The sequence below is a fragment of the Mesorhizobium sp. L48C026A00 genome (assembly GCF_000502375.1).
Lineage (GTDB): Bacteria > Pseudomonadota > Alphaproteobacteria > Rhizobiales > Rhizobiaceae > Mesorhizobium > Mesorhizobium muleiense.
In genome coordinates this window covers 15183-36127 of sequence record NZ_AYWU01000009.1, presented here as the reverse complement: position 1 = coordinate 36127, position 20945 = coordinate 15183, and the positions used below count along the sequence as shown (strand labels likewise).

General features: G+C 63.6%; 13 protein-coding genes. 11 read left to right on the top strand and 2 right to left on the bottom strand.

The features are described 5' to 3' along the window. Nucleotides 1-31 precede the first annotated feature (31 nt). On the top strand, nt 32-11716 hold the full coding sequence (locus X738_RS59245; RefSeq protein WP_023799515.1) for a LysM peptidoglycan-binding domain-containing protein: 11685 nt from the start codon (nt 32-34) through the stop codon (nt 11714-11716). Here the strand turns inward: X738_RS59245 and X738_RS59240 are convergent. Together X738_RS59240 and X738_RS88715 are read right to left on the bottom strand one after the other, a co-directional pair. Continuing rightward, nucleotides 11689-12651 (bottom strand): LysR family transcriptional regulator, encoded by a 963-nt coding sequence (locus tag X738_RS59240; RefSeq protein ID WP_023799514.1) that lies wholly within the window; start codon nt 12649-12651, stop codon nt 11689-11691. The genes X738_RS59245 and X738_RS59240 overlap by 28 nt on opposite strands. Before the next feature lie 39 nt (nt 12652-12690). Next, entirely contained in the window at nt 12691-13782 is a 1092-nt protein-coding gene (locus X738_RS88715) for a L,D-transpeptidase (protein WP_306454952.1), read from the bottom strand. A gap of 22 nt (nt 13783-13804) precedes the next feature. Between X738_RS88715 and X738_RS59235 the strand changes: the two genes are divergently transcribed. The 10 genes from X738_RS59235 (at nt 13805) to X738_RS59195 (ending at nt 20943) form a co-directional block, all read left to right on the top strand. Next, a complete protein-coding gene (locus tag X738_RS59235) occupies nt 13805-14281 on the top strand; it encodes a type III secretion protein (RefSeq protein ID WP_245277672.1) in 477 nt (158 codons plus the stop codon). Nucleotides 14282-14301: 20 nt separating this feature from the next. After that, nucleotides 14302-14949, top strand: a complete 648-nt coding sequence (locus tag X738_RS59230) for a hypothetical protein (RefSeq protein ID WP_023799511.1) — start codon at nt 14302-14304, stop codon at nt 14947-14949. A gap of 9 nt (nt 14950-14958) precedes the next feature. After that, entirely contained in the window at nt 14959-15798 is an 840-nt protein-coding gene (gene sctJ / locus X738_RS59225) for a type III secretion system inner membrane ring lipoprotein SctJ (RefSeq protein ID WP_306454951.1), read from the top strand. Nucleotides 15799-15848: 50 nt separating this feature from the next. Continuing rightward, a complete protein-coding gene (locus X738_RS80855; RefSeq protein WP_198032823.1) occupies nt 15849-16421 on the top strand; it encodes a SctK family type III secretion system sorting platform protein in 573 nt (190 codons plus the stop codon). 5 nt (nt 16422-16426) lie between these two features. Continuing rightward, a complete protein-coding gene (sctL, locus tag X738_RS59220) occupies nt 16427-17047 on the top strand; it encodes a type III secretion system stator protein SctL (RefSeq protein WP_023799508.1) in 621 nt (206 codons plus the stop codon). Next, nucleotides 17044-18402 (top strand): FliI/YscN family ATPase, encoded by a 1359-nt coding sequence (locus X738_RS59215; RefSeq protein ID WP_023799507.1) that lies wholly within the window; start codon nt 17044-17046, stop codon nt 18400-18402. The genes sctL and X738_RS59215 overlap by 4 nt, the downstream gene beginning before the upstream one ends. Beyond that, a complete protein-coding gene (locus tag X738_RS59210; protein ID WP_156942594.1) occupies nt 18389-18877 on the top strand; it encodes a hypothetical protein in 489 nt (162 codons plus the stop codon). Before X738_RS59215 ends, X738_RS59210 begins: the two co-directional genes overlap by 14 nt. A gap of 151 nt (nt 18878-19028) precedes the next feature. Beyond that, the gene (gene sctQ, locus X738_RS59205; protein ID WP_198032822.1) at nt 19029-20009 is read left to right on the top strand and encodes a type III secretion system cytoplasmic ring protein SctQ; all 981 of its coding nucleotides are present in this window, start codon (nt 19029-19031) and stop codon (nt 20007-20009) included. After that, nucleotides 20002-20655 (top strand): type III secretion system export apparatus subunit SctR, encoded by a 654-nt coding sequence (gene sctR, locus X738_RS59200; RefSeq protein ID WP_023799504.1) that lies wholly within the window; start codon nt 20002-20004, stop codon nt 20653-20655. The genes sctQ and sctR overlap by 8 nt, the downstream gene beginning before the upstream one ends. Nucleotides 20656-20673: 18 nt before the next feature. Continuing rightward, nucleotides 20674-20943 carry an EscS/YscS/HrcS family type III secretion system export apparatus protein gene (locus tag X738_RS59195; protein WP_023799503.1) on the top strand — a complete coding sequence of 90 codons (270 nt, stop codon included), beginning with the start codon at nt 20674-20676 and terminating at the stop codon, nt 20941-20943. Nucleotides 20944-20945: the final 2 nt, after the last annotated feature.

Here is a 20945-nt window from a genome sequence, read left to right as displayed (position 1 = left end):
CCAGGACTGGACCGGCTCCGGAGGTTGTTTGATGATCCGCCCGATTAACACCGTCAAGCCGCCGCCGCCGCCCAGGGTCGATCCAAAGGCAAATGCCGAGCAGATTACGCGGCTGCAGGCGGAAGCCACGAAATTGCAAAATGAAATCCGGCTCGCGAACAAGATGGGCGAGGCCGACGCGGCCGCGGGCGCCCGCCAGCGGCTGACGCAGGTCAATGCGGATCTGACGACGGCGCAGCCGACTGCCCCGTCGCCACAATCGACCGCCCCGGCGCAGCCAGGACCGGAGCTGCCTGCCGCGGTCACCACGGCAAACGGCAATGGCGGCGCCACCGCCGCGCCGGCGCTTTTCACGCAGGATCTCGGCGGCGCGCCAAACCTCGTTGTTTCGCCGGAAGTCAAAGCGCCGGAAGTCAAAGCGCCGGAAGTCAAAGCGCTGGAAGTCAAGGCGCCGAAAGTCGAGGCGCCGAACGCCAAGGCGAACGACATCCTCAAGGCGATCGAGGGCGGCAAAAGCATCGACAACATCGCCGCCGAGCAGCACATGGCTCCCGAGGATGTGGTGGCGGCTCTGAATGCCGGCGGCATGACGGCGGTAGCGACCGAGCACGCCAACGGCGACACCCGCACGGTGGTGATCACCGTTGGAGACCGCACGATCACCGAAAACCAGGATTATCATCACGGCGGCTACTACACCGAAGAGACCGGCCCCGACATGCAGGCGACTTCATCGCCGATCCGTGACGATCTCGGCCGCAAGGAAACCACCAGTGTCGACGCGCAGACCGGCGCGATCACGACGACGCTCGTGGACGATCTCGGCGACGGCGCGGTCACCGAACGCACGTCGAACCCGCAGACCGGCATCACCGCCACCACCCACACGGCTGCCGACGGCACCGTCACGGTGGAGAAGGCCCTGCCGAACGGCGCAAAGGTTGAGACGGTAACGCCCAACAACAGCGTCGCCTTGCCGGTAACCACGGTCACGGGGCCGGATGGCGACGAAGTAATCCTGGCGCAGACCCAGACCGCCGACGGCTCGGGCGCGGCGTCGATCCAGGAGCAGCTTGCCGAGGGCATGAGCATCGAGGAGATCGCCGAGGCGAGCGATCTCACGCCCGAGCAGGTGATCGCCGAGCTGAACGCCGCCGGCCTCGAGGTGACGCAGGGCGGCGACCCGGGCGAAACCCTGCAGATCGTCGTCACGGATCCGGAGACCGGCAAGACGGTCACCTACAACAACGACTACCAACACGGTTCGACTTCGGTGACGACCATCGAGGGGAATACCGAGACGACCGATACGGTCGACGGCAATGGCAGGACCAGCCACACCGAGCGCAACACCGAGACCGGCGAGCAGACCACCACCATCGTCGACCCTAAGAACAACACCGAAACGACGATCGTCGTCGACAAGGACGGCCGGCGCACCGAGACCGTTGTCGAGACGCTGGGGGATGGCGAGCCGATCAATTACGAGGTCCAACCCGGTGACAATCTGAGCGACATCGCCGAGGCGCATGGTGTGACGCTGGAGGATCTCGCCGAGAGCAATCCGGAGCTGTTCACCTCTCCGCGCGATCCCGACCTTATTCATCCCGGGGAAACCGTGGTGATCGAGGGCGGTACCAACACCACCGTCGAGGTGACGTTCAACGGCTATACAATGACCACGTCGCCGGACGGCAAGATCACGCTGACCAACGCAACGACCGGCGCCGTCACCGATATCGCGGCCGGCACCGCGCAACAGGCGCTCGCCGAGCTGCTGCTGGACATCAACCCGAACAGCAGTGACCCGCAACAGGCCAAGGAAGACCAGATACTCAAGACGATGCTGGACGGCATATTCGGCGGAGCGACGCCAGAGCTGACCACGGAGGCGCTTGAAAAGCAGCAGGCCGTGGTCGCTGCAATGGAATTGTATGGTCCGGGACAAGACGCAACCGGCGCGACTCTCGACGGTGGCCCCACGTCGGTTGGTCCCTACGGCAACCCACCGTCACCCACGGCTCCTTCGGGCGGGAAGTGGGTGCCATTGCTGGTCGACGGGAGCTGGAAATGGTTCGACCCGGAGGTGGCCAAGGCGATCGCAGCCGAGAACGTGGCGATTGCGAACTTCGGTGAGGCAGAAGCAAAGGCTGCGCAGAGCGCGGCACAGCTCGACGTCTATGCTCTGGACCCTGAATTCAAGAACGCCATGGACGGTGCCGAGTCAACGCTCGACGCGGCGTTGGCGCCTTATGGACTGGATTGGAAGCCGCCCGAGCCGAAGGGCACGCTGGCAGATGCGCAAAGCCGGTTGACCCTCGCCAACAACGCCCTTGAAAGCGCCAGCACCGCCCGGGTCGAATACGAGCAGGGCCAGAAGTCACTTCTCGAAGCGATCGACAAACAGGTAGACCTGCCGACGCTCAGCGATCCCAACCAGACGGCTGTCAGCAACCCGGATGGCCCCAGTGCCGAGGAAACCAACCAACAAGGAAAGGCCGCGCACGCGGAGGTCGCCGAGCTCTTTACAAACGTTTCGCTACACACCGCAAACGGCAACAAGGCGACGATCGATCAAATGATCAGCTCGACCGAGCTGGAGCTGAAGCTTACCGATGCCAAGCCTGGAAGCCCAGAATACACGGCCATCGAAGAGCGGCTTGAAGGTCTGCAAACGCTCCAGGGGGCAGCGGCCAATCAGGTGACCCTGGCCGAGGCATATCAGGAGTATGGGGTTGCACAGGCAGAGGCGGCGGATCTTGCCGTAACCATGGAGCCTCTCAAGCAGCAACTGCTTGCGCAGGCGCAGGAAAGAAACCCGCACCATTTCGATTGGGAAGGCTATACCAATGGACATGGTGACTTTACCGGCAAGATAAAATCGCAGGACATCATTGAGGAGAACGGTCAGCTCTATGTCGTTACCGAATATGAGAACGCCACTTTCACCGACGAGAACGGTGATGACACCAACATACATAAATCTGCCCTGACATATGACCTCAACGACGAGGGTATCAGGGAAGATTTCCGCAACGATCCGCTCAACAAGCAGTGGCAGGAGATGCTGGCCTCGACGCAGGACCTATCGGCGCCGGTATGCACAGCCAATGCAAACGGATCGCAATCGGCGCTGGACGCTGCCAGGTCGAAGATTGTCGGCGTGCAGGTCGACCAGCTTGATGCTGGGCTGAGAGATGCGAAGACGGGGCTCGTCGACGCGACCGCGGCACGCGACCAGGCGATCACCGACTACGGGCCGGGAACCGTAGAGGCGCCCGCAGGCACGCTCAAGCCAGGCGAAACGGCGATGAAGATCACGGTGAACGACCGCGCCCTGTGGGTCGCGCCGGAGGTTGCCGCGGCCTACGAAGAGCATGGGCCGGGTGCGATCGGCGACAGCGGCAAATGGGTCCAGATCGAGATGGACGGCCAGAAGCTGTGGGTGCACCCCGAAGTAGCGGCCGCGGAAATCGATCGAGGCCAGGCGGAGACCGAAAAGAACCAATTGGAGGACTGGGAAGAAAACGTGCGGCCGGCGATGGTGGCGGGGCGCGACTGGTACGCTTTTTCCGCAAGCCACCCCAAACTTCTCGAATACGGTTCCGCCGATCATGAGGCGAAAGTCAAGTACGAGTATTTTGAAGAACACAAGGACCAGGCGCTGGCTGGATATCAGGTCCAGTTGGAGAACCTCTACGAGGCCGGCTTCACCGGCGAATACGAGACATTTACGCCGGACCAACTCAGCACTGCCGTTGGTCAGACCCTCGGGCCCGAGGCAGACGTCCAAAAGGTCACCGAAGAAATCACCGACCGCGGCGGCGACGACGCCAAGGTCAAGATCGTGCCGATCTTCTCCCTCGACGGCGGGAAGGAATCGACGACGGCTTTGTTCGCGATCAAGAGCGGCGACGACGAAATCGGCTATGTCGACAGCTCGGGCAAATATTACAGCACCTTCGATGAATTCCAGCACGAGAATCGCATCTTCAGCGAGAAGGGCAATCTGGTCATGGCCAAGGGCGGCGACATGTCGCTCGGCAAGGATGGTTTTTCGCTCGACGAACTGGAAGTGGCCGACGCGCGCAAAGTGGATTTCTGGGACAAAGCTACCGACATTGGTCTTGGCATCGTCGCCGGTGTCTCCACCATCGTCTCGTTCGTGCCGGGCGGCCAATGGGCGATTCCCATCGCGATCGGCTCCGGTTCAATCCTTGGCGGCAAGGCTCTGATCAAAGAGGGTGATCACCTCCTGCAGGGCGGCGACTTCGACAGCCAGTCGGGTTGGAATATCGCGACCGGCGTAACTGCGTTCCTGCCCGTGGGCGCGGGTGCCCTGCGCACATTCGGCTTGGCAAAGACAAGCCTGTCCAGATCCCAGGCTTTCGCGGGCGGCTTCGGGATGACCCGCATGAAGGATGCCAGCTGGGGCATCGGCAGATTCCAGGTGAACGTAGAGGAGGCCTCTTATGCTGGTAAGGTCTCGGAGTTTATGCAAAGCGGCAACAGGCTGACCAACGCTGCGTGGATCCTCGATGCCGGCGCCGTGGTTACCGGTGTTCCGTTGCTCGGCAAATCGGTGGAAGATCTGGCGGCGCATGGCGGCGAGATGTCCCTGCTCGAGCTCGCGAACGCCGTCGTGGGCATAGGCGTCGGCACTGTCGGCACGGGGCTGGGCGGCCGTTCGCTGTTGTCCAACATGCCTGGAACGGGCGGTACTCGGAGCGGAACTTTTCCGGATTCGGGGCCGCAACCGCGGGCCGTCTACGAGATGGGCGCTGACGGTGTCTACAGGCCGACCGGCGAGCAGGTCATGCCGGACCCGGATGAGATCATCATCGACGGCGATGTGGCCGGCGAAACATCCGGCCAGCAGGGAGCCGGTTTCAGCGCCCGGGACGGTTTTGACAACGCGGGTGCGGCTAACCGGCCAACCGGTCCACGGGCGCTGCCGGCGGGCGTGTCCGATGGTCCGAATCCACCGCCACCCACGGGCGGCAAGGGTGATCCATCAGGCGACGGACAATCGTCGAGGCCGATGGTCGTGCATGAGCAAGGCACCGACGGCGTCTATCGCCCGACCGACAAGCTGGTCCTCCACGATCCCAGCCACCCCGTCGTCGAGGGGACGGTTATCAACGTCCACGATGAAGGGCCGAGCGCCCCGGGCGAGCGCGGCGATCCCGAGAATGCCAGCGACCGAGACGCCCAAGGAGCGCGTGAGCAGAATGTGCGCGTCCCCGCCGACGGCGATCCGATTGTCGTTCCGCCGGTCCGCGGCGATGGAACGACGCGCCCGGCCGAGAGCGGCTTGCGGCTCGTCTGGGACCCGGCGACCAAGACGTTCACCGGCATGCCAAGCCCCAATCCCGCGGAATACGTCTACACCAGCGGCAAGGATCCGCAGCAGACGGGCTACCTCGACGGCGCACGCCCTTCCGACCCGGCCGTGCTGGCCACCCCGGACGAGGTCCTGCTCCAGTCCGAAACGGAAACACGCGGGGCGGAAGGCAGCCGCCCGTTGATGCGCTACACTCTCGGCAACCGCCATACCGGCGAGATGCTCGTCGATTTCAACCTGCCGGAAGGGCAGAGGGTTGTCGCCATACCCGAACCCAAGGCGATCACGTCGGCGCCGGAGCCGGTGCCGGCTCCTGTCGAGCTCGACCCTTCCTTGCCGGTTCTTTATCTCGGCGCCGATGGCCGCTGGACAGCCGATAAGGCCCGCACCGAGCCACCGCCCGTGACGGACACCGAGCACCCCAGCCCGGTTCGGCCCGACGGCACGCCGATCATCAACAATCGCTCGTCAAACCCGTACAGCTTCGGCCAGACGTTCACTGCAGTCAAAGCCGGCCTGCGGCGCATCGGCACGCGTTACCTTAATACCGAACCCCGCTATGATTATCCGAAGCTCGGCGAACTGGTCGACAGCATCTATCACCGGCCGGTTCCGCAGGACGGCGTCACCGCCGGACAGGACATCTATGTCGAGGCCGGCGGCGAATACCTGCCGGCCAAGGTCGTCGTCGCCGGCCCGCAGGCGAGCATGACCCGCGACATCGTCCCCGACATCGTCCCATTGGGCGAGCATGCGACGGATGCCGGCTACCTGGGTTCCGGCCCGACCGTCGAACGCGCCAAGCGCGGGTCGATAACCACGCCGAACGGCCAGCTCAGGGTCAACACCCCGGCAAGGGAAGTCCATGCGTTCGATCCTGCCAAGAATCCGGAAGTCAGCCGTCGCTCGGCGCTCGGCGAAACCATGGCCACGACCTTGCCGGCGCTTCCCGACGATGCGGCAACGCCCGCGCCGATATGGACGCCCGAGCAGCTGCAACTCGTCGGCGACTACCTCAATTCTCTCGAACGCTCCAGCGATCCTGTCGTCCGCGATGCGGTGACCATGACCAGAGTGCAACTCGGGGGCAGGGCCTTGCCTCAGTCCGGCACGGACATGACGCCGGCCCAGCATCATGCGCTTGTCGAAATGCTCAACGCCGACCACAACAGCCCGTTCACCGGCTCCAAGCCGGCCGGCCAGCTTTCGATGAACGGCCTGACGACCCTCCAGGTGTTCAGCGCACAGGGCAAGCTGCCGCATCTGTCGCCGGGAGAAGTGATCGACCAACTCAGCCTGTCGTCCGACGCCAGGCTGCCCCGCGGGGAGCAGTCCCTTACCGCAGGGGCGCTGCCAAGAAAAGCCGGCTGGACCGATGCCGGCCGTGGCATCGTCGGCGATTACCTCAAGGCTGCATCAGGCTCCACCGATCCGAACCTTGCCGCCGCGGCAAATGCCGCCTCGCCGTTTTTCAAGGGGCGCGCCACCAAGCCCGGCAAGGCCGTGACTGCCGCGCAGCAGGATGCGCTCATGCAGGTCCTGGCGGCCGACAGTGGCAGCACGTGGGTTTTCGGTCCGAAGCTTCAGCCGGGCTCTTCGTTCAAACCCGCCGGCAAGCTTTCGCCGGAAGGCCGCTACAATGAGGAGGTCCTGTCCGGCCACGACACCTGGACGCCGTATCTTTGGCGAGAGATGCGCGGTTACGCCGCCAACCAGCAGAAATCTGCGGACCCCGCGGTCCAGTCGCTCGCGCACGCGCTGGAGAACGCGCTGCCCGCAAGCAAGCCCAGGGCCGGGACCGAGATCAACAGCGAGGTGCCCGTCCTGCTGGAGCGGTTGCTGGATGCCGACAAGGCGAGTTCGTGGCGCGCCCCGACATTCTTCACCGATGCACAAGGGGTCTGGCGGTCCGACCGCGCCACTGTCTCCTGGTTCCTGCAGGAACACGAAGCCAATGTCCTGGGCGGCCCCGTGCTGAACGACGTGGTGACCAACGGCGCCTTGCTGGCTGCCGGGTGGATCCTCGGCCCCGACGGCCGCACGATCACGCTCGGCGGATCGATGCTCGGCATCGGCCTCAAAGTGCCGCTGCCCAGCCGTCAGGTCTATGGCGAACTCAGCCTGAAGAACAACGGCCCCGACGGCGGCACCGGCTTTCTGCTCCCGGTCCATCCCAACGATGCGAAGGGCCAGAAACTCTTCGTCAATGGATACCGGCCGAATTTCGCTTATGATGAGGCGGCGGCTCCCTCCGCCCAGTGGGTCGCATCGGCGCCGATGCTGTCGAAGAACACGTTCCAGAACGAAAAAGCCGCTGGCGTTTCACTATCCATCTTTGGCTTCTCTCTGAGCGGGGCCTACGTCAATCGCACGCTGCGCTATCTCGGCGGCGAAGGCGGCCGGCCGGGATATACGCACAGGGAGCCTGGCCCGCTCAGTCAACGGGCAGCCTCTTTCTGGGAGGAGGCGGCGAGAGGTGGCGCCAGCCACTATAGCTCCGAAGGCAAGGTGCCGGGTTTCGAGGATCGTCTCCTCTACCGCAACTACAACGTCATGGCGCCCTTCGGAGGCGGCAAGGAACCCTGGCGCGGCACCCCCGCCTTCGAGGCCGTTCCGCGCGAGACGGGCGCCGGGCCGCTCAACCGCCTGGACCGCAAGGACCACGGCGCCGGTCTCGCCCTGAACTATGGGCCATTGCCGCTAACGACGGTGGAACTCGGCTCGGTGAGGAAGGATGTTGTCCCGCATGCCCGTACCGCCCGCGCCCATCCCGGATCCTCCGAAGGCGCGCAAAAGGTTTTCTCCGCGCTGGAGACTTCGGGGGGGCAACTGACGCCGGACGTCCTGCAGCATCTCGACGCCTATCTCGCCGAGGTTGCGGCATCGCCGCACGGCGATTTGAGGTTCGCTGGTCAGCGCGTGTTGGATGTGTTCCCGGAACTGGGCGTGGCGCCATATCCGGACCAGCTCGCCGGCGGACGGCCAGACGGCATGAGCCGGCCAGCATGGAAAGCGTTGCGGCAACAGCTGGACCAGCAGGCCCGCAGCGAACTGACGCCCACGCAGGCACATTACCTCAACCGGCTGCTCGAGCAGGACGTGCTGCACAATTCGCCGCCGACCCCGCCGGCACAGGGCTCGGGACGGCCGGATGGCACCCCGCCGCCACTGGGCCCGGGGCCGTCGGATGGCACCCCGCCGGCACTAGGCCCGGGGTCGTCGGAAAAAACGGTTCGGATCGTGGACGAGAATGGCGAAACGGCCACCGTGAGGTATCTCGGGACGCCGCCCAAGGGCGCGGAGAACGTATACGTGCCGCCTGCGGATGGTCCGCAACTCCGCGGCGACGACCCGACCTTGGCTCACAAGTCGCATATTCTGCATCGCGATCCGGAAACCGGGGAGCCGGTGGTGCTGCCCTGGATACGTGGGGCTTCCGATGACCATGTGCCGGGGAGCCTTGGGCATCCCGAGGAAGGCAATCTGCCCGTCGACGGCCCCGGCGACCCCGCAAGACCCTTGCGCGGCAATGTCGGCCCCTATGTTTTCCGCGCCGATACACGCGCGCCGAGCGAGATCAGGGACGCCGGCGGCTTCTCGCCGCCGCCGCCGACCGGAATCTGGGTGGACAATCCGCAAGGCATCGTCCTGAGCAACTATGTGCTGGGCAATACCCATGGCCGTTTCGTTGGCACCAGCCAGTCGATCTCGGGCGCCAAGGCTTTCGTTTCGGAAGAGTCACGGGCCGCGCGGCAGCAGGGCCATACCTATCTCTACACGCTCAATCCGAGTAGACCGCGCCTCCACGTCCCGACCGAGTTCGAGGCGATGGGCCGGCCGGTCAGCGACAGCATGGCCCGCGTCGACGAGACTGCAATCGACGGCAGCATACCATGGAACGAGGTCCATGGCTGGCGGATGATGGATCCGGACGGCAATTTCGTCGGTGAGTTCACGCGCAATGAGGATGCCGTCGCGCCTGGCGGATCGACACAAAAACGCCCGCAGGTGATCTTGCGGCCGGCCGACGAGTTCTGGGATGCGCCAGAACAGGCCGAAGCGCCGCCGCCGCCAGTGGCCGCGGTGGTCGGCCGCGAAGCCCCGGCCGTGGCCGGCGAAACGCCGCCGACAGAGAATAGTGCTGCCGAAACGCCGACAGCCGCGACATGGCCGCCGGCGCCTGACCGGGGCAGGGCGGTTTTTGACCCCGTCAGCGGAAACATCATCAGCCTTGAGCTTCCGGCGAGTTTCGCCGCGGAGCCGGGATTTGCCGAACCTGTGCGGGCACCGAGCGGGCCGGAGGTCAGAGCGCTTGCAGCCGATAAGATTGCCGGGCTGACCGGTCCGCAATTGCACGCCATCAAGCCGGAGAACATCGCCAAGCTGGCGCCTGAGCAGGTGGCTGCGCTGAGCCCCGAGCAGATCCGGCAGTTGACGTTCGATCAGCTTGCCGCGCTTCCGCCGAAGCAGTTGCGGGCGCTGGGTGGCGAACAGCTCCAGGCGATCAGGCCAAGCAAATTGCAGGCTGTTGCCTCTGGCCGGATCACCGGCTTGCGGCCGGATCAGGTCGCGGCCTTCTCGCAAGAGCAACTCGCCGGATTGACCATCGAGCAGGTGCGCAAGCTGACGCCCGACCAGATCGCCAAGCTCAGTGACGAGCAGCGCAACGCCCTTACGCCGGAACAGGTCACCGCCATGCGGCCTGCCCAATTCAGCCATCTCAATGCAACCCAGTTTGCGGCGCTGGACCCCGCTCTCGTCGCGGCACGCAATCCTGCGACAATGGCAAAGCTGTCTCCACGCCACGTCTCGGCACTGACGCGGGAGCAGCTTGACGCTCTGACCATTCATCAGATCGAGGCGCTGACGAAACAGCAGATAGCGGCGCTGACGCCGAAGCAGCTTGGCGAGTTGAGCCCCGGCCAGTTGCGCAAGTTCACGCCCAGGCAATTTACTTGGATGTCGACGGAGCAAACGAACGCGCTTTCGGTGCTGCAGATGACCAGTTATCGGGCGACCCACAAGAAGATCATGACACCGGATCAAACTGCGGCCGTCGATCAGGCGCTGACCCTCGCCCGCATCAAGGAGAACGCGCAGTTGGTCGCGACCTTTGGTCCAATGGCCGGCTCCTCCTACACGGTATGGCAGATACTGCCACCGCATTGGGCCGCGACGGCTGCGGGCGTTGCGTTCGGCGTGCGCGGCATCGTCTTCAGCGCGCAATCGGTCTTTCCGAACGCCACGGCAAATCACAAGCCGCTGGGACGCGCCCTCAATGCCGCGAGCGGGGCGTCGTTCATCTTCTCGTCTCCAGGCTCGGCCGCCGGGCTGCTGCGCGGCGACAATGTCTGGTTGAACGGCTCCTTCTCCCTGGGCAATGTGATCTACGGCACGAAATCCGCGCTGCAGTCGATCGCCGGACGGCCGGTGTTGCGGAACGTGGCCGAGCATCTGGCCGGTCCTGGTTATGTCTTCGGCTCCCTTCTCTACACGGCACAGAACCTGCACTCGCCGCTGGCCGCGACGGCGGGCGCCTTGTTCACCGTCGGCAGCGCCGAGTTCTGGGTGTCGGCCGCGCGCACCGATCTGCTCAACCGCCGGGCCGTGCCGAGGACGCCAGAGCAGATCGACGCCCGGGCAAAGTCCGACGCGCGCTGGGGGATCGCCGATCGCATCGCGCTTGGCGTGACCTTCGGCGTCGGCATGCTGCTGTTTGCCTGGGATACGCTGGACGACCAGCCATGGAACACCGGCAAGACGCCGCCGACCGACCCGACCGCGCCGGGCGACGCACCTTCCGGCGTCGATGGCGCGCTACCGGACGAACAGACCGCGCCGGGTAACGATCCTTCCGGTGTCGAGGGCGCGCCGCCGGACGAACAGACCGAGCAGCCTGATCCCGGGACGCAGACCCCGCCGCAGGACTTCCCGCAACTAGCCGTGCTGGCCGATGACGGCCTGAACTTGCGGACCCAGCCTGACGGGGATTCGACTGTGGTGACGGTTCTGCAACCCGGGAGCTTCGTCGAGCAGACTGCCGCGCCTTCGGCAGACGAGTCAGGGGAGGCCTGGATACCGGTCGAAGGTTTCGGGCCGGACGGCGAAATGCATAGTGGCTGGGTTTCCGGCGATCATGTCGAGGCGCATGCCGACGGCAGCAGCAACCCTGCGGGCCGCACCAATCCAACGCTGGAGCAAGACGGCTACCAGTGGGTCGAGGTCAAGAACGGCGACAGCATTCGCCTGATCGCCAGGACCCATTCTGCGGATGTGGCCGAGACGGTGGTGCTCAACATGGATCATATAATGAGCCCGGATGTGATCTTCTCAGGCGACCGCATCTACCTGCCGGCCACCTTGGTCGGCTGAGAAACCGCGGGCCTGAGCTTGTCGGTTCTCGCAGCATAGGCATGCGCAACGCAGCCGGCCAGCTTTGCCGCCCGCTCCGCTATCGGATTGGAGGGTTCGGAAGAGTAGGAGGCGGTGAACTGCAGGTCGGACGGGTGCCATTCGCATTCGACGATGCGCAGTTTTCCGCTTGCGAGATAGTCCTGGACGACTCCCTCGGGCAGCGAGGCTATGCCGATTCCGTTGAGCGTCATGGTGATGGAAGCGGCCAGCGAGTTGGCCGGAAAGATGCGCGGCGTCTCCTCGAATTCGCCGGTGAGCTTGCGGTAGAGTTCGCTATAGGGTCGCGTGGTGCGCGCGTAGCTGATGATGGGAAACTGCATCAGGTCGTTCAGCGTCACCATGCGCCGGTGAGGCAATTCCAGCTGCGGCGAGCAGACCCAGACAAGCGGAAAGGACGGCATCTCGATATTCTCGATGCTGTACTCCAGGACAGGGCCCATCAGCACCGCAAGATCGAGCCGGTGTGACATGAGTTCGTTGCGAAGGGTCGTCGTCGCATCGACGACGATATCGGTATCGACAAGCGGAAAGTTTGCCTTCAGTGCCGTGAGGAAATCCGGCAGCCAGGTGTGCACGATCGTTTCGGCGACCCCAAGCCTCAGCACCCTCGTCGTCTCTGAAGTCTCTGAAAGAGAGCTGGCCATCAGTTGCAGCCGCTCTGCGACACGCAGAACCCGTTGGGCAGGCGGCAGCAGCCGTTGTCCCTCGGCGGTCAGCCTGACCGTGCTGCTCTGTCGCTCGAACAGCTTGGCGCCAAGCGCTTCCTCCAGCCCAGCAATTCGGGTGGACACCGCCGGCTGCGTGGTGTTCAGGCGTTCAGCCGCCCTGCGAAAGCTTCCGAACGTCGCCACCAGGAGAAAGGTTTCGAGCTGCTTGATATTGAAAGGTATCACGACTGGGAATCACTCATTTGCGGCTTTCGGGAACGGCCATCAATGCCGCACAATGATCTGGCTGCCGATCTTCACGCGGTCATAAAGATCGATGACGTCGTCATTGGTCATGCGAATGCAACCGGAGGAGTTGGCCTGTCCGACGGTCCATGGCTGGTTGGTGCCGTGGACGCGATAAAGCGTGTTGCCGATATACAATGCGCGCGCGCCCAATGGATTGTTCGGTCCTCCCTCGACATGGGCAGGCAGGAAGCGGCCATTTGACGCTTCCCTGGATCGCATTTCGGCCGGCGGCCGCCAGTCCGGCCAGGTCTTCTTGCTCGAAATCGTGTCGCGGCCGGCCCACTCCAAGCCCTCCTTTCCAACGCCCACCGCGTATCGCAGCGCCCTTCCGTTGCCCAAAATGTAGTAAAGCCGCCGCTCGGTGGTGCTGATAACGATCGATCCCTTCGGTTGAGCCTCACTGAAATGCACGATCTCCCTGGGGGTTGCTGACCAGTCGCTCCGGGTTTCTCCATCGGAAGTCTGGTCGGGTGCGGAAGGGGAGACCAGCACATTTCTTGCCGGATCGTAAGTCCAGCTTCGTGGGTCATAACCGCTATTCGATTGGGCCTGCGCCGGCGCCATCGCGGCAATCGATAGGGCAGCGATCAGAAATGCACGCAACCACTGGTTAAGGCGCGGGGCGACCCGGACTTTGCGACCCGCAACCTTGACGGGAACAGGCAGGTTCGCAAGCAGGATCATGATTGCCGCCAAGACCGATCTCTTCTGCATCCAGGCGTCCAGCTGACGATCACCTGATTCCAGCGCGCACCATATCGCTTTGCAGGCGGTTCGCAACATTTGGCACCAAATGCTCGTGCGCAATCCAATTGGACTTCCAATTCTGCAATGTGCACGATAGAGTGAATCGGCGGGTAAATCATGAAACCAGCGACGCGGGCCATCGCTCGTGCGTCCCTTTGCGATAGGACCAATGTTGACGGGACGCGACACCTGCCATGCGGATCGGTTCTCGGGAGCCAGGGCTGCTTTTGTCGCCTGCGGTCTTGCGATGATCCTGGCGTTCGGCCTTGCCTCGTCGCAGGCCAACGCCGCCGAACCGCGCTGGCCTGCCGGCCCGTACAAATACATCACCGTCGATCAGTCGGTGGCCGACGCGCTGGTCGAGCTAGGCCGCAACATGCGGGTGCCCATGCGAGTCAGCAAACTCGTAAAGGGGCGTTTAAGCGCCGGCATGCCGGTTGGAACGGCCCGCGAGTTCCTGCAGGAGATCTGCGATCGATACGGCTTGGTCTGGCATTTCGATGGCATCGTCATGAACGTCGCGACCGAAGCTGAGGTCCGGACGGAAATGATCGCGCTTGATGCCAACACGGCTGCCGGTGCGGAAGATCGGCTTTCGCGGCTGGGGGTCATCGACCCGAAGTTTCCGATCAAGGTGTCCAGGCAAGACGATGTTGTCTCGGTATCGGGGCCGCCGTCCTATGTTGAACTTGTCAGGAAAACACTGGGAGTTCCTGCGGCGCCGAGCACGAAGCAGGATGTTGGCAAAGTTGTTCCGGTCCGCGTTTTCCGCGGCAGGCAGGCGGAGGCGCAGAATGTTCCCTCCGGCAAACCGAACTAAGCAAGCAGGAGGGCAGGTTCATGCAAATCGCGCCGATTGGAGCCCTGGAAGCCACACTGGCGAACTTGACCACCAGCATGGCTTCGCAGCAGCAGATCACCGCCGGCACGACAGCGCAGCCGGGTAACCGGATGGTGGGTGCCAATCAGGAAAAACATGATGCCGCGATGGTCAGTATGCCTGAACGCGGTGATATCGCCGCGCGGGCAGGCCAGCAGGTGGCGCAGTCGTCTTCGGGAGCCAATCCGGCGATGGCCGGACAATCGTCCAAACTGGAAAAGACCGAGCCGATCGCCGAACACAAGCTGTTCGACTATCTGGCCGAGGTGGAGAAGGCTGGGGGCGGGGCGCTCACGGATCCGTCTGCATTGTTCGGTTCTGCGGTTCAGTCGCTGGAAGGGACCATGCAGCAGGTCCAGAAGGCCCTTGGCCAGGCAAACGCCCCTGTGAGTGCTGAAACGGCCGCCATGCAGGATGGCGCCGGCAAGACCGCCCCGTCAGGCAAGGCCCCGTCAGGCAAGGAAGACGAAAACGCCACCGCAAAAAATGCCGAGCAATTGCTCGAACGATCCATTTCGGTGATGTGGGCAGCCGCCAATCTCGAAGTGGTCACGAGCAGCGTAACGGCCGTTACGTCGTCCACCAGCACGCTGATCAAGCAACAGTAAGCCTACGGAGTGTTCGTGCACACGATAACCTTGCCGCGGCGGTCGACACTATTGAATCGATGCGGCGTCCGGTGCCGCGTCGCGCTCGTTGTGGTGAGCATGCTTGTGCTCCAGGCGTGCTCGGTTGAGCTGTATTCCGACCTCAACCAGCGGCAGGCCAACGAGATCGTGGCCACGCTGATGCGTCATGGCATCCCGGCCCAACGCGAGGCGGGCAAGGACGGCAAAATGACGGTTTCCGTACAGAAGGACCGTTTCGCCGAAGCCATGGCGATTCTCGACGAAAGCGGGTTGCCCAAACAGGAATTCCAGACGCTCGGCGACGTGTTCAAGCGAGACGGGCTTGTATCCTCGCCGGTCGAAGAGCGTGCGACGATGATTTATGGCCTGAGCCAGGAACTGTCGCAGACGATTTCGGACATCGACGGCGTGCTTTCCGCGCGCGTTCATCTCGTCCTGCCCGAAAACGATCCGCTGAGACAGCGGCTGGTGCCATCGTCCGCCTCCGTTTTCATCCGGCATCGCGCATCCGTTCCGATGAATGAGCTGATCCCTCAGGTCAAGATGCTGGTGGCCAAAGGCATCGCCGGGCTGACTTATGACAATGTATCCGTCACGCTCATTCCGGTGACCGCGGCAGTTCCCGAGCACGCAACCGGCGAGCCAGGTTTCACGACGTTCCTCGGCCTCTGGCTGCATCGCGACAGCGTCGCCGCCGCGATGTGGCTGTTTTACGGCATGATGGCGGCTATAGCGGCGCTGGCTGCCCGCCTGGCTTACGTCCAGTGGTATCGACGACCCGGCGTTTATGCGCTCGACGCTTCGGCAATGCCGGTGAAGAAGACATGATCCAGACCGGCTCGAAGCGAACTGCCAGCAGCCCGGAATGGCAGACATTCATGTCCAATCCCGCAGGCTATGCGGATGCGGCCCGGCTGGCGCAATGCTTTGACGGCACGATCGGCGAGGCTGCCTGCGAGCGTATGTTGCGGTCGCAGCGCCTGCATGAGCGATTGTCAGTGCTTCTGCTCGAGCGTTACGGCCTCAGCGGCGCCGTCTCCAACCAACCAGCCGATGAGACAGACCTGGCGATTGCCTTGTCGTCGGGTGAGGAGTTGGAGGACCTTGCGCTTCGCGCCGGCGCGATCTACTGGGCCGGCAGTCTGGCCGCCGTCATTGATGGACGCCAAGCCGCCGCGTTGCAGGCAGCGCTCGGCGCGGAAATCTGCGCTTTCGCAGTCGCCAACCGCGATCTGGCCGGTCCAATGCAGCCGTTGGAGCCCCTGGATGACATTGATCGTCGTGTCCATGCCGACGGCCTGCGTTGCCTTGGCGCCTGGTGTCAGGCGCTGCCGGGCGAAACGAGCATGCGGGTCCGCCTCAAGCTGATGCCGCATGCGCTTGTCGACCAGCCGACAGCCGAACCATTTGCCGAAGCTGGTCCGGCAATCGTTCGACGGGCGATGGGTTAGGCGATATGGTCGAACCGGACAAAGTGACCACTGCCGTGCCGAGGCGCCCCGTCGCCCGCCTCCTGCGCGCTGCCGAGGCACGCGCCTGGCAGGATGGGCACGCTTTTCTCGACGAAGCCAGGCGTGATGCGCAGCAGTTGCGTGACGCCGCTCGGCGAGCCTATGCGGCCGAATATGCGCAGGGTTATGAAGATGGCAAGGCGCGAGGCGACGAGGATGCCGCGCGTCTGGTGAGCGAGACCGCGGTCAAGGTCGATCGCTATCTCGGTGGGCTGGAAGCCGAAATCATCAATCTGGCTCTCGATGTGGTCAGGCGCGTGCTGGGAGAATTCGACGCGAGCATGCTGGTCGCCAAGGCGGCGGCGCAGGCCGTCACTGAAATTCGCCGCGCCAAATATCTAAAAGTCCGACTTCATCCTGCTTCCGTCAACAGGGTTCGCGACGAACTGAACGCGGTCCTGCGCGAGAGTGAGTTGGGCATGACGGTCGAGATCGACGCGGACGATACGCTGGCGACGGGCGCCTGCATCCTCTCGACCGACATTGCCGTCATCGACGCCAGCATCGAGGCACAGCTCAACGCCATTGCCGCTGCGATTTCATCAAAGGCCGAGGCGGCGGCATGACAAGTCCGGCCACCAAGCTCGAGAGCCGCCTCGCATCGATCGTTCCGAACCTGCGTTCCGGCCTGCGTGAGGATGCCAGCCGGCCTAGGAAAGGGCGTGTACGGCGGGTCACCGGCACGGTCATTCACGCGACGGTGGAGGAGGTTCGGATCGGCGAGATCTGCGAACTCCTCGATCCCAGGACCGGCACGGCGACCAAGGCGGAAGTCGTTGGGCTCATGGACGACATGGCGATCCTTGTTCCGCTTGGCGATCTCACCGGCCTTTCAAGCCTCACCGAGGTCATTGCGACCGGAAAGACCCAGACGGTGCCCGTCGGGCCCGGCCTGCTTGGTCGGGTGATCAGCGCGTTCGGCGAGCCATTGGATGGCAAGCCGCTTGCGCCGGATGGCATTACCGGCAGCTATCCCGTCAACGCCTATCCGCCGTCGCCGCTGGAGCGCAGTTTGATTTCCGAGCCTATCCAGCTCGGAATCCGCGCCCTCGATGGGCTTCTCACCTGCGCGCGTGGGCAGCGCGTCGGCATCTTCGGCGAGCCTGGCGTCGGCAAGTCGATCCTGCTTTCGGATATCGTCAGCGGCACCGACGCAGATGTTGCCGTGGTTGCGCTTGTCGGCGAACGCGGACGTGAAGTGCGCGAATTCATCGAGCATCAGCTTGGGCCGGAAGGGCTGGCGCGCGCAGTCATCGTCGTCGCGACGTCCGACCGGCCGGCGATCGAGCGCGTCAAGGCCGCTTATGTGGCAACCAGCATTGCCGAATATTTTCGCGACCAGGGCAAGCATGTGCTGCTGGCAATGGACAACATCACGCGGTTTGCCCGTGCGCAGCGCGAGATTGGCCTCGCTTCAGGCGAGCCGCCGACGCGTCGCGGTTTTCCGTCTTCGCTTTTTGCTGTTCTGCCCCGATTGCTCGAGCGCTCAGGGCCTGGCCGCGTCGGCTCCATTACAAGCCTCTACAGCGTTCTTCTCGAGGGCGATGGCACGCTGGATCCGGTTGCCGAAGAAATCCAGGCGCTTCTCGACGGCCACGTCTTTCTGTCGAACGAGCTTGCACAGCGCAATCATTTCCCGGCCATCGACGTGCTGCGCAGCCGCAGCCGCCTCATGGACACGGTGGTGCCGGCGGAACATCGGTCGGACGCCGGCTGCTTGCGGGAGCTGCTCGCCCGCTACGCCGACGTCGAATTGCTGCTGCGCGTCGGCGAATACGAAAAGGGCAGCGATGCGGTGGCGGACGAGGCGGTGGCGAAGATCGACGCCATCAACGCCTTCCTGCGACAGCCTTCCGCCACCCACGAGACAATCGAGCAGACACGCGAACGCATGCGGGGGATCGTCAATGAAAGATCGTGACATGATCGCACGATTGCGCGACCTCAGGCGCCACGGTGAACAGCGCGCAAACGAAGCGGTCATAAGGCGATACGCCGCTGCGCAGCGGGCCGCCGGGGCGGTTCTGGAGGCAGCCGCCGCGGTCAGCGAACACCTGCAGCGCACAGCCGACGCTGAGGATGCAGCATTCGCTTCGCTTGTCGGGCAACCGGTGAAGGCCGCCAGCCTTTACCGGCTTCAGGGACAGTTCGAGAACGCCGCCAGGCAAACCGAGCAGCTCCGGGAAAACGAGAAGATGGCCGGCGTCACCGAGCAACGACGCAAGACCGAGTTATCGGCCGCCCGCAACGATCATCGCGCCAGCATGAAGGCGGTGACGAAGCTGGACGGGCTGTTGCAGCATCTGACCAAACGCACTGCGCGTCGCAGCCTGGCGCTTGCCGAGCTTTCCGAGGAAGACGAGCGCGGTCCACTGCGGTTGCCCACAGAACGATAGTCCAATCCGTGATCGTGAATATGGAAGTGTGATGCCTCAGGCCTTGGCGTCGGCAAAAAAGAAAGCGCGCGCAGAGCCGGCGAGACGCACACGCTCGAGCGTTGGCGAGCCGCTGACATTGGAATCTGTTGCGGCTGGGGAGGTTGAGGCATTGAACGCCTTCTACCGCCGTCGTGCTGCCGCGCAGATCACGATTGCCGGGAAAACCATGGCGATCGCCGCCGTCTGGCCGGCGCCAAACCCTGTGGACCAGCCAATATGCACGATTGCGTTCACTCTCGGAGACATGGCGGGCAAATTGCGCTTGCCGTTATCTGTTGTCGAACGAGGCCTTGCCAAGGCTGACGAGCTGATCGACGTGAAACGACCGGCACCCGCTCACGCCGCACTGCTGCTGGAGTCCGAATTCGAAAAAGATCTCGAATGGATCGAGAGCAAGCTGGGCGAGACGATCGCTATTACGTCGATCGAACAAGAAGACAGCGTTCTGGACCAAACCGCGTTGGCTTTCATCCTGGCCGGCAAGGACGAAACCATAGGTTGCGCCTTGCACACCGACAGCGTCGGTCTGGCGGTGCGGGCCGGGCGCTTTCTCGACGCGATCGGCAAAGCAAGACCTCCGGTTCCTGCCGAATTCCCGTTGCCGGTCTGCCTCTGGCGCAACGCGCTTACAATCAGCCACGGTGATCTTCAAAGCCTGCAACCTGGCGATGTGGTGCTTTTCGATGACGAAGAGGAAGAGGAAGAGGCGGCATTGGTCATTGCCGAGCGGCTTTATGCCCCGGCGGTGCTGACTGCCAGCGGGCCGCAACTGCTTGCCCCGCCGACTGCAATCGCTGGATCGAAATGGGAGTGGACCATGAATCAAGACACGCCGCCGCACGCCGATCAGGCATTGGAGGAGGCAACTCTGGACGAGCTGCCGGTTGCGCTTGCCTTCGAACTCGGCCGCACGGCGCTGCCTCTCGGCGAGGTAAGGCAGCTTGCGCCCGGCGCCATCGTTCCGCTCGCCAATGTGACGAAGGAGACGGTCGACATCATCGCCAATGGCAAACGCGTCGGCCGTGGCGAGATCGTCCGGATTGGGGAGAGCCTGGGCGTGCGGATCGCCCGTATGTTCGACAATGCTTGACAATTCGCCCAACCTGCTTGGGATCCTGATTGCCGTCGGCTTTGTCGGTCTGCTGCCGCTGGCAGTCGTCACCATGACCGGTTTCCTGAAGATCTCGGTCGTGCTGTTCCTCATCCGCAATGCGCTCGGCGTCCAGCAGATGCCGCCCAATCTGGTGCTCTACGGCATAGCGCTCGTGCTCACGGTCTATGTCACGACGCCGTTGCTGAGCGAGATGTCGGGACGGCTCCAGGAAGGGCAGGTTCAGTTCCAGACGACCGACGACCTCGCCAGGGCGACGCAACTGGTGAGGGAACCATTGCAGCAGCACCTGATCAAGTTCACCCAGCCGGAAGAGCGGCAGTTCTTTCTCGACGGAACGAACCGCCTGTGGCCGGAACAGGCACGACAAGATCTGAAGGACGACGATCTTTCGATACTTGTTCCTGCCTTTGTCGCGTCAGAGCTTACGCGGGCATTTGAAATCGGCTTTCTGCTTTATCTTCCCTTCCTCATCATCGACATCGTCGTTGCCAACATCCTGATGACGCTCGGCATGATCATGGTCTCGCCGGTCCTCATTTCGGTCCCGCTGAAACTGTTCCTTTTCGTCGCCATAGATGGCTGGTCGCGGCTGATGCACGGCCTGATCCTGAGTTACGTCTGACGCCGCTGGGAGGTTTGCATGAGCAATGACTTCATCCTGGCGAAGGTTCAGGGCGCGCTGCTGACGGTGCTGTTCGCGTCGGGCCCGGCGATCGTCGCGGCGCTGGCCGTTGGGATCCTGGTCGGGCTGGCCCAGGCGCTGACGCAAATTCAGGACCAGTCGCTGCCGCAGACGATCAAGCTTGTCGTGATCCTGCTGGTCATCATCGTCTTCGGCCCGCTGCTTGGCCAGCAGATCGCCGAGCAGGCCTCGACGGCGCTGGACGAATTCCCCGTCGTCACGCGTTGAGG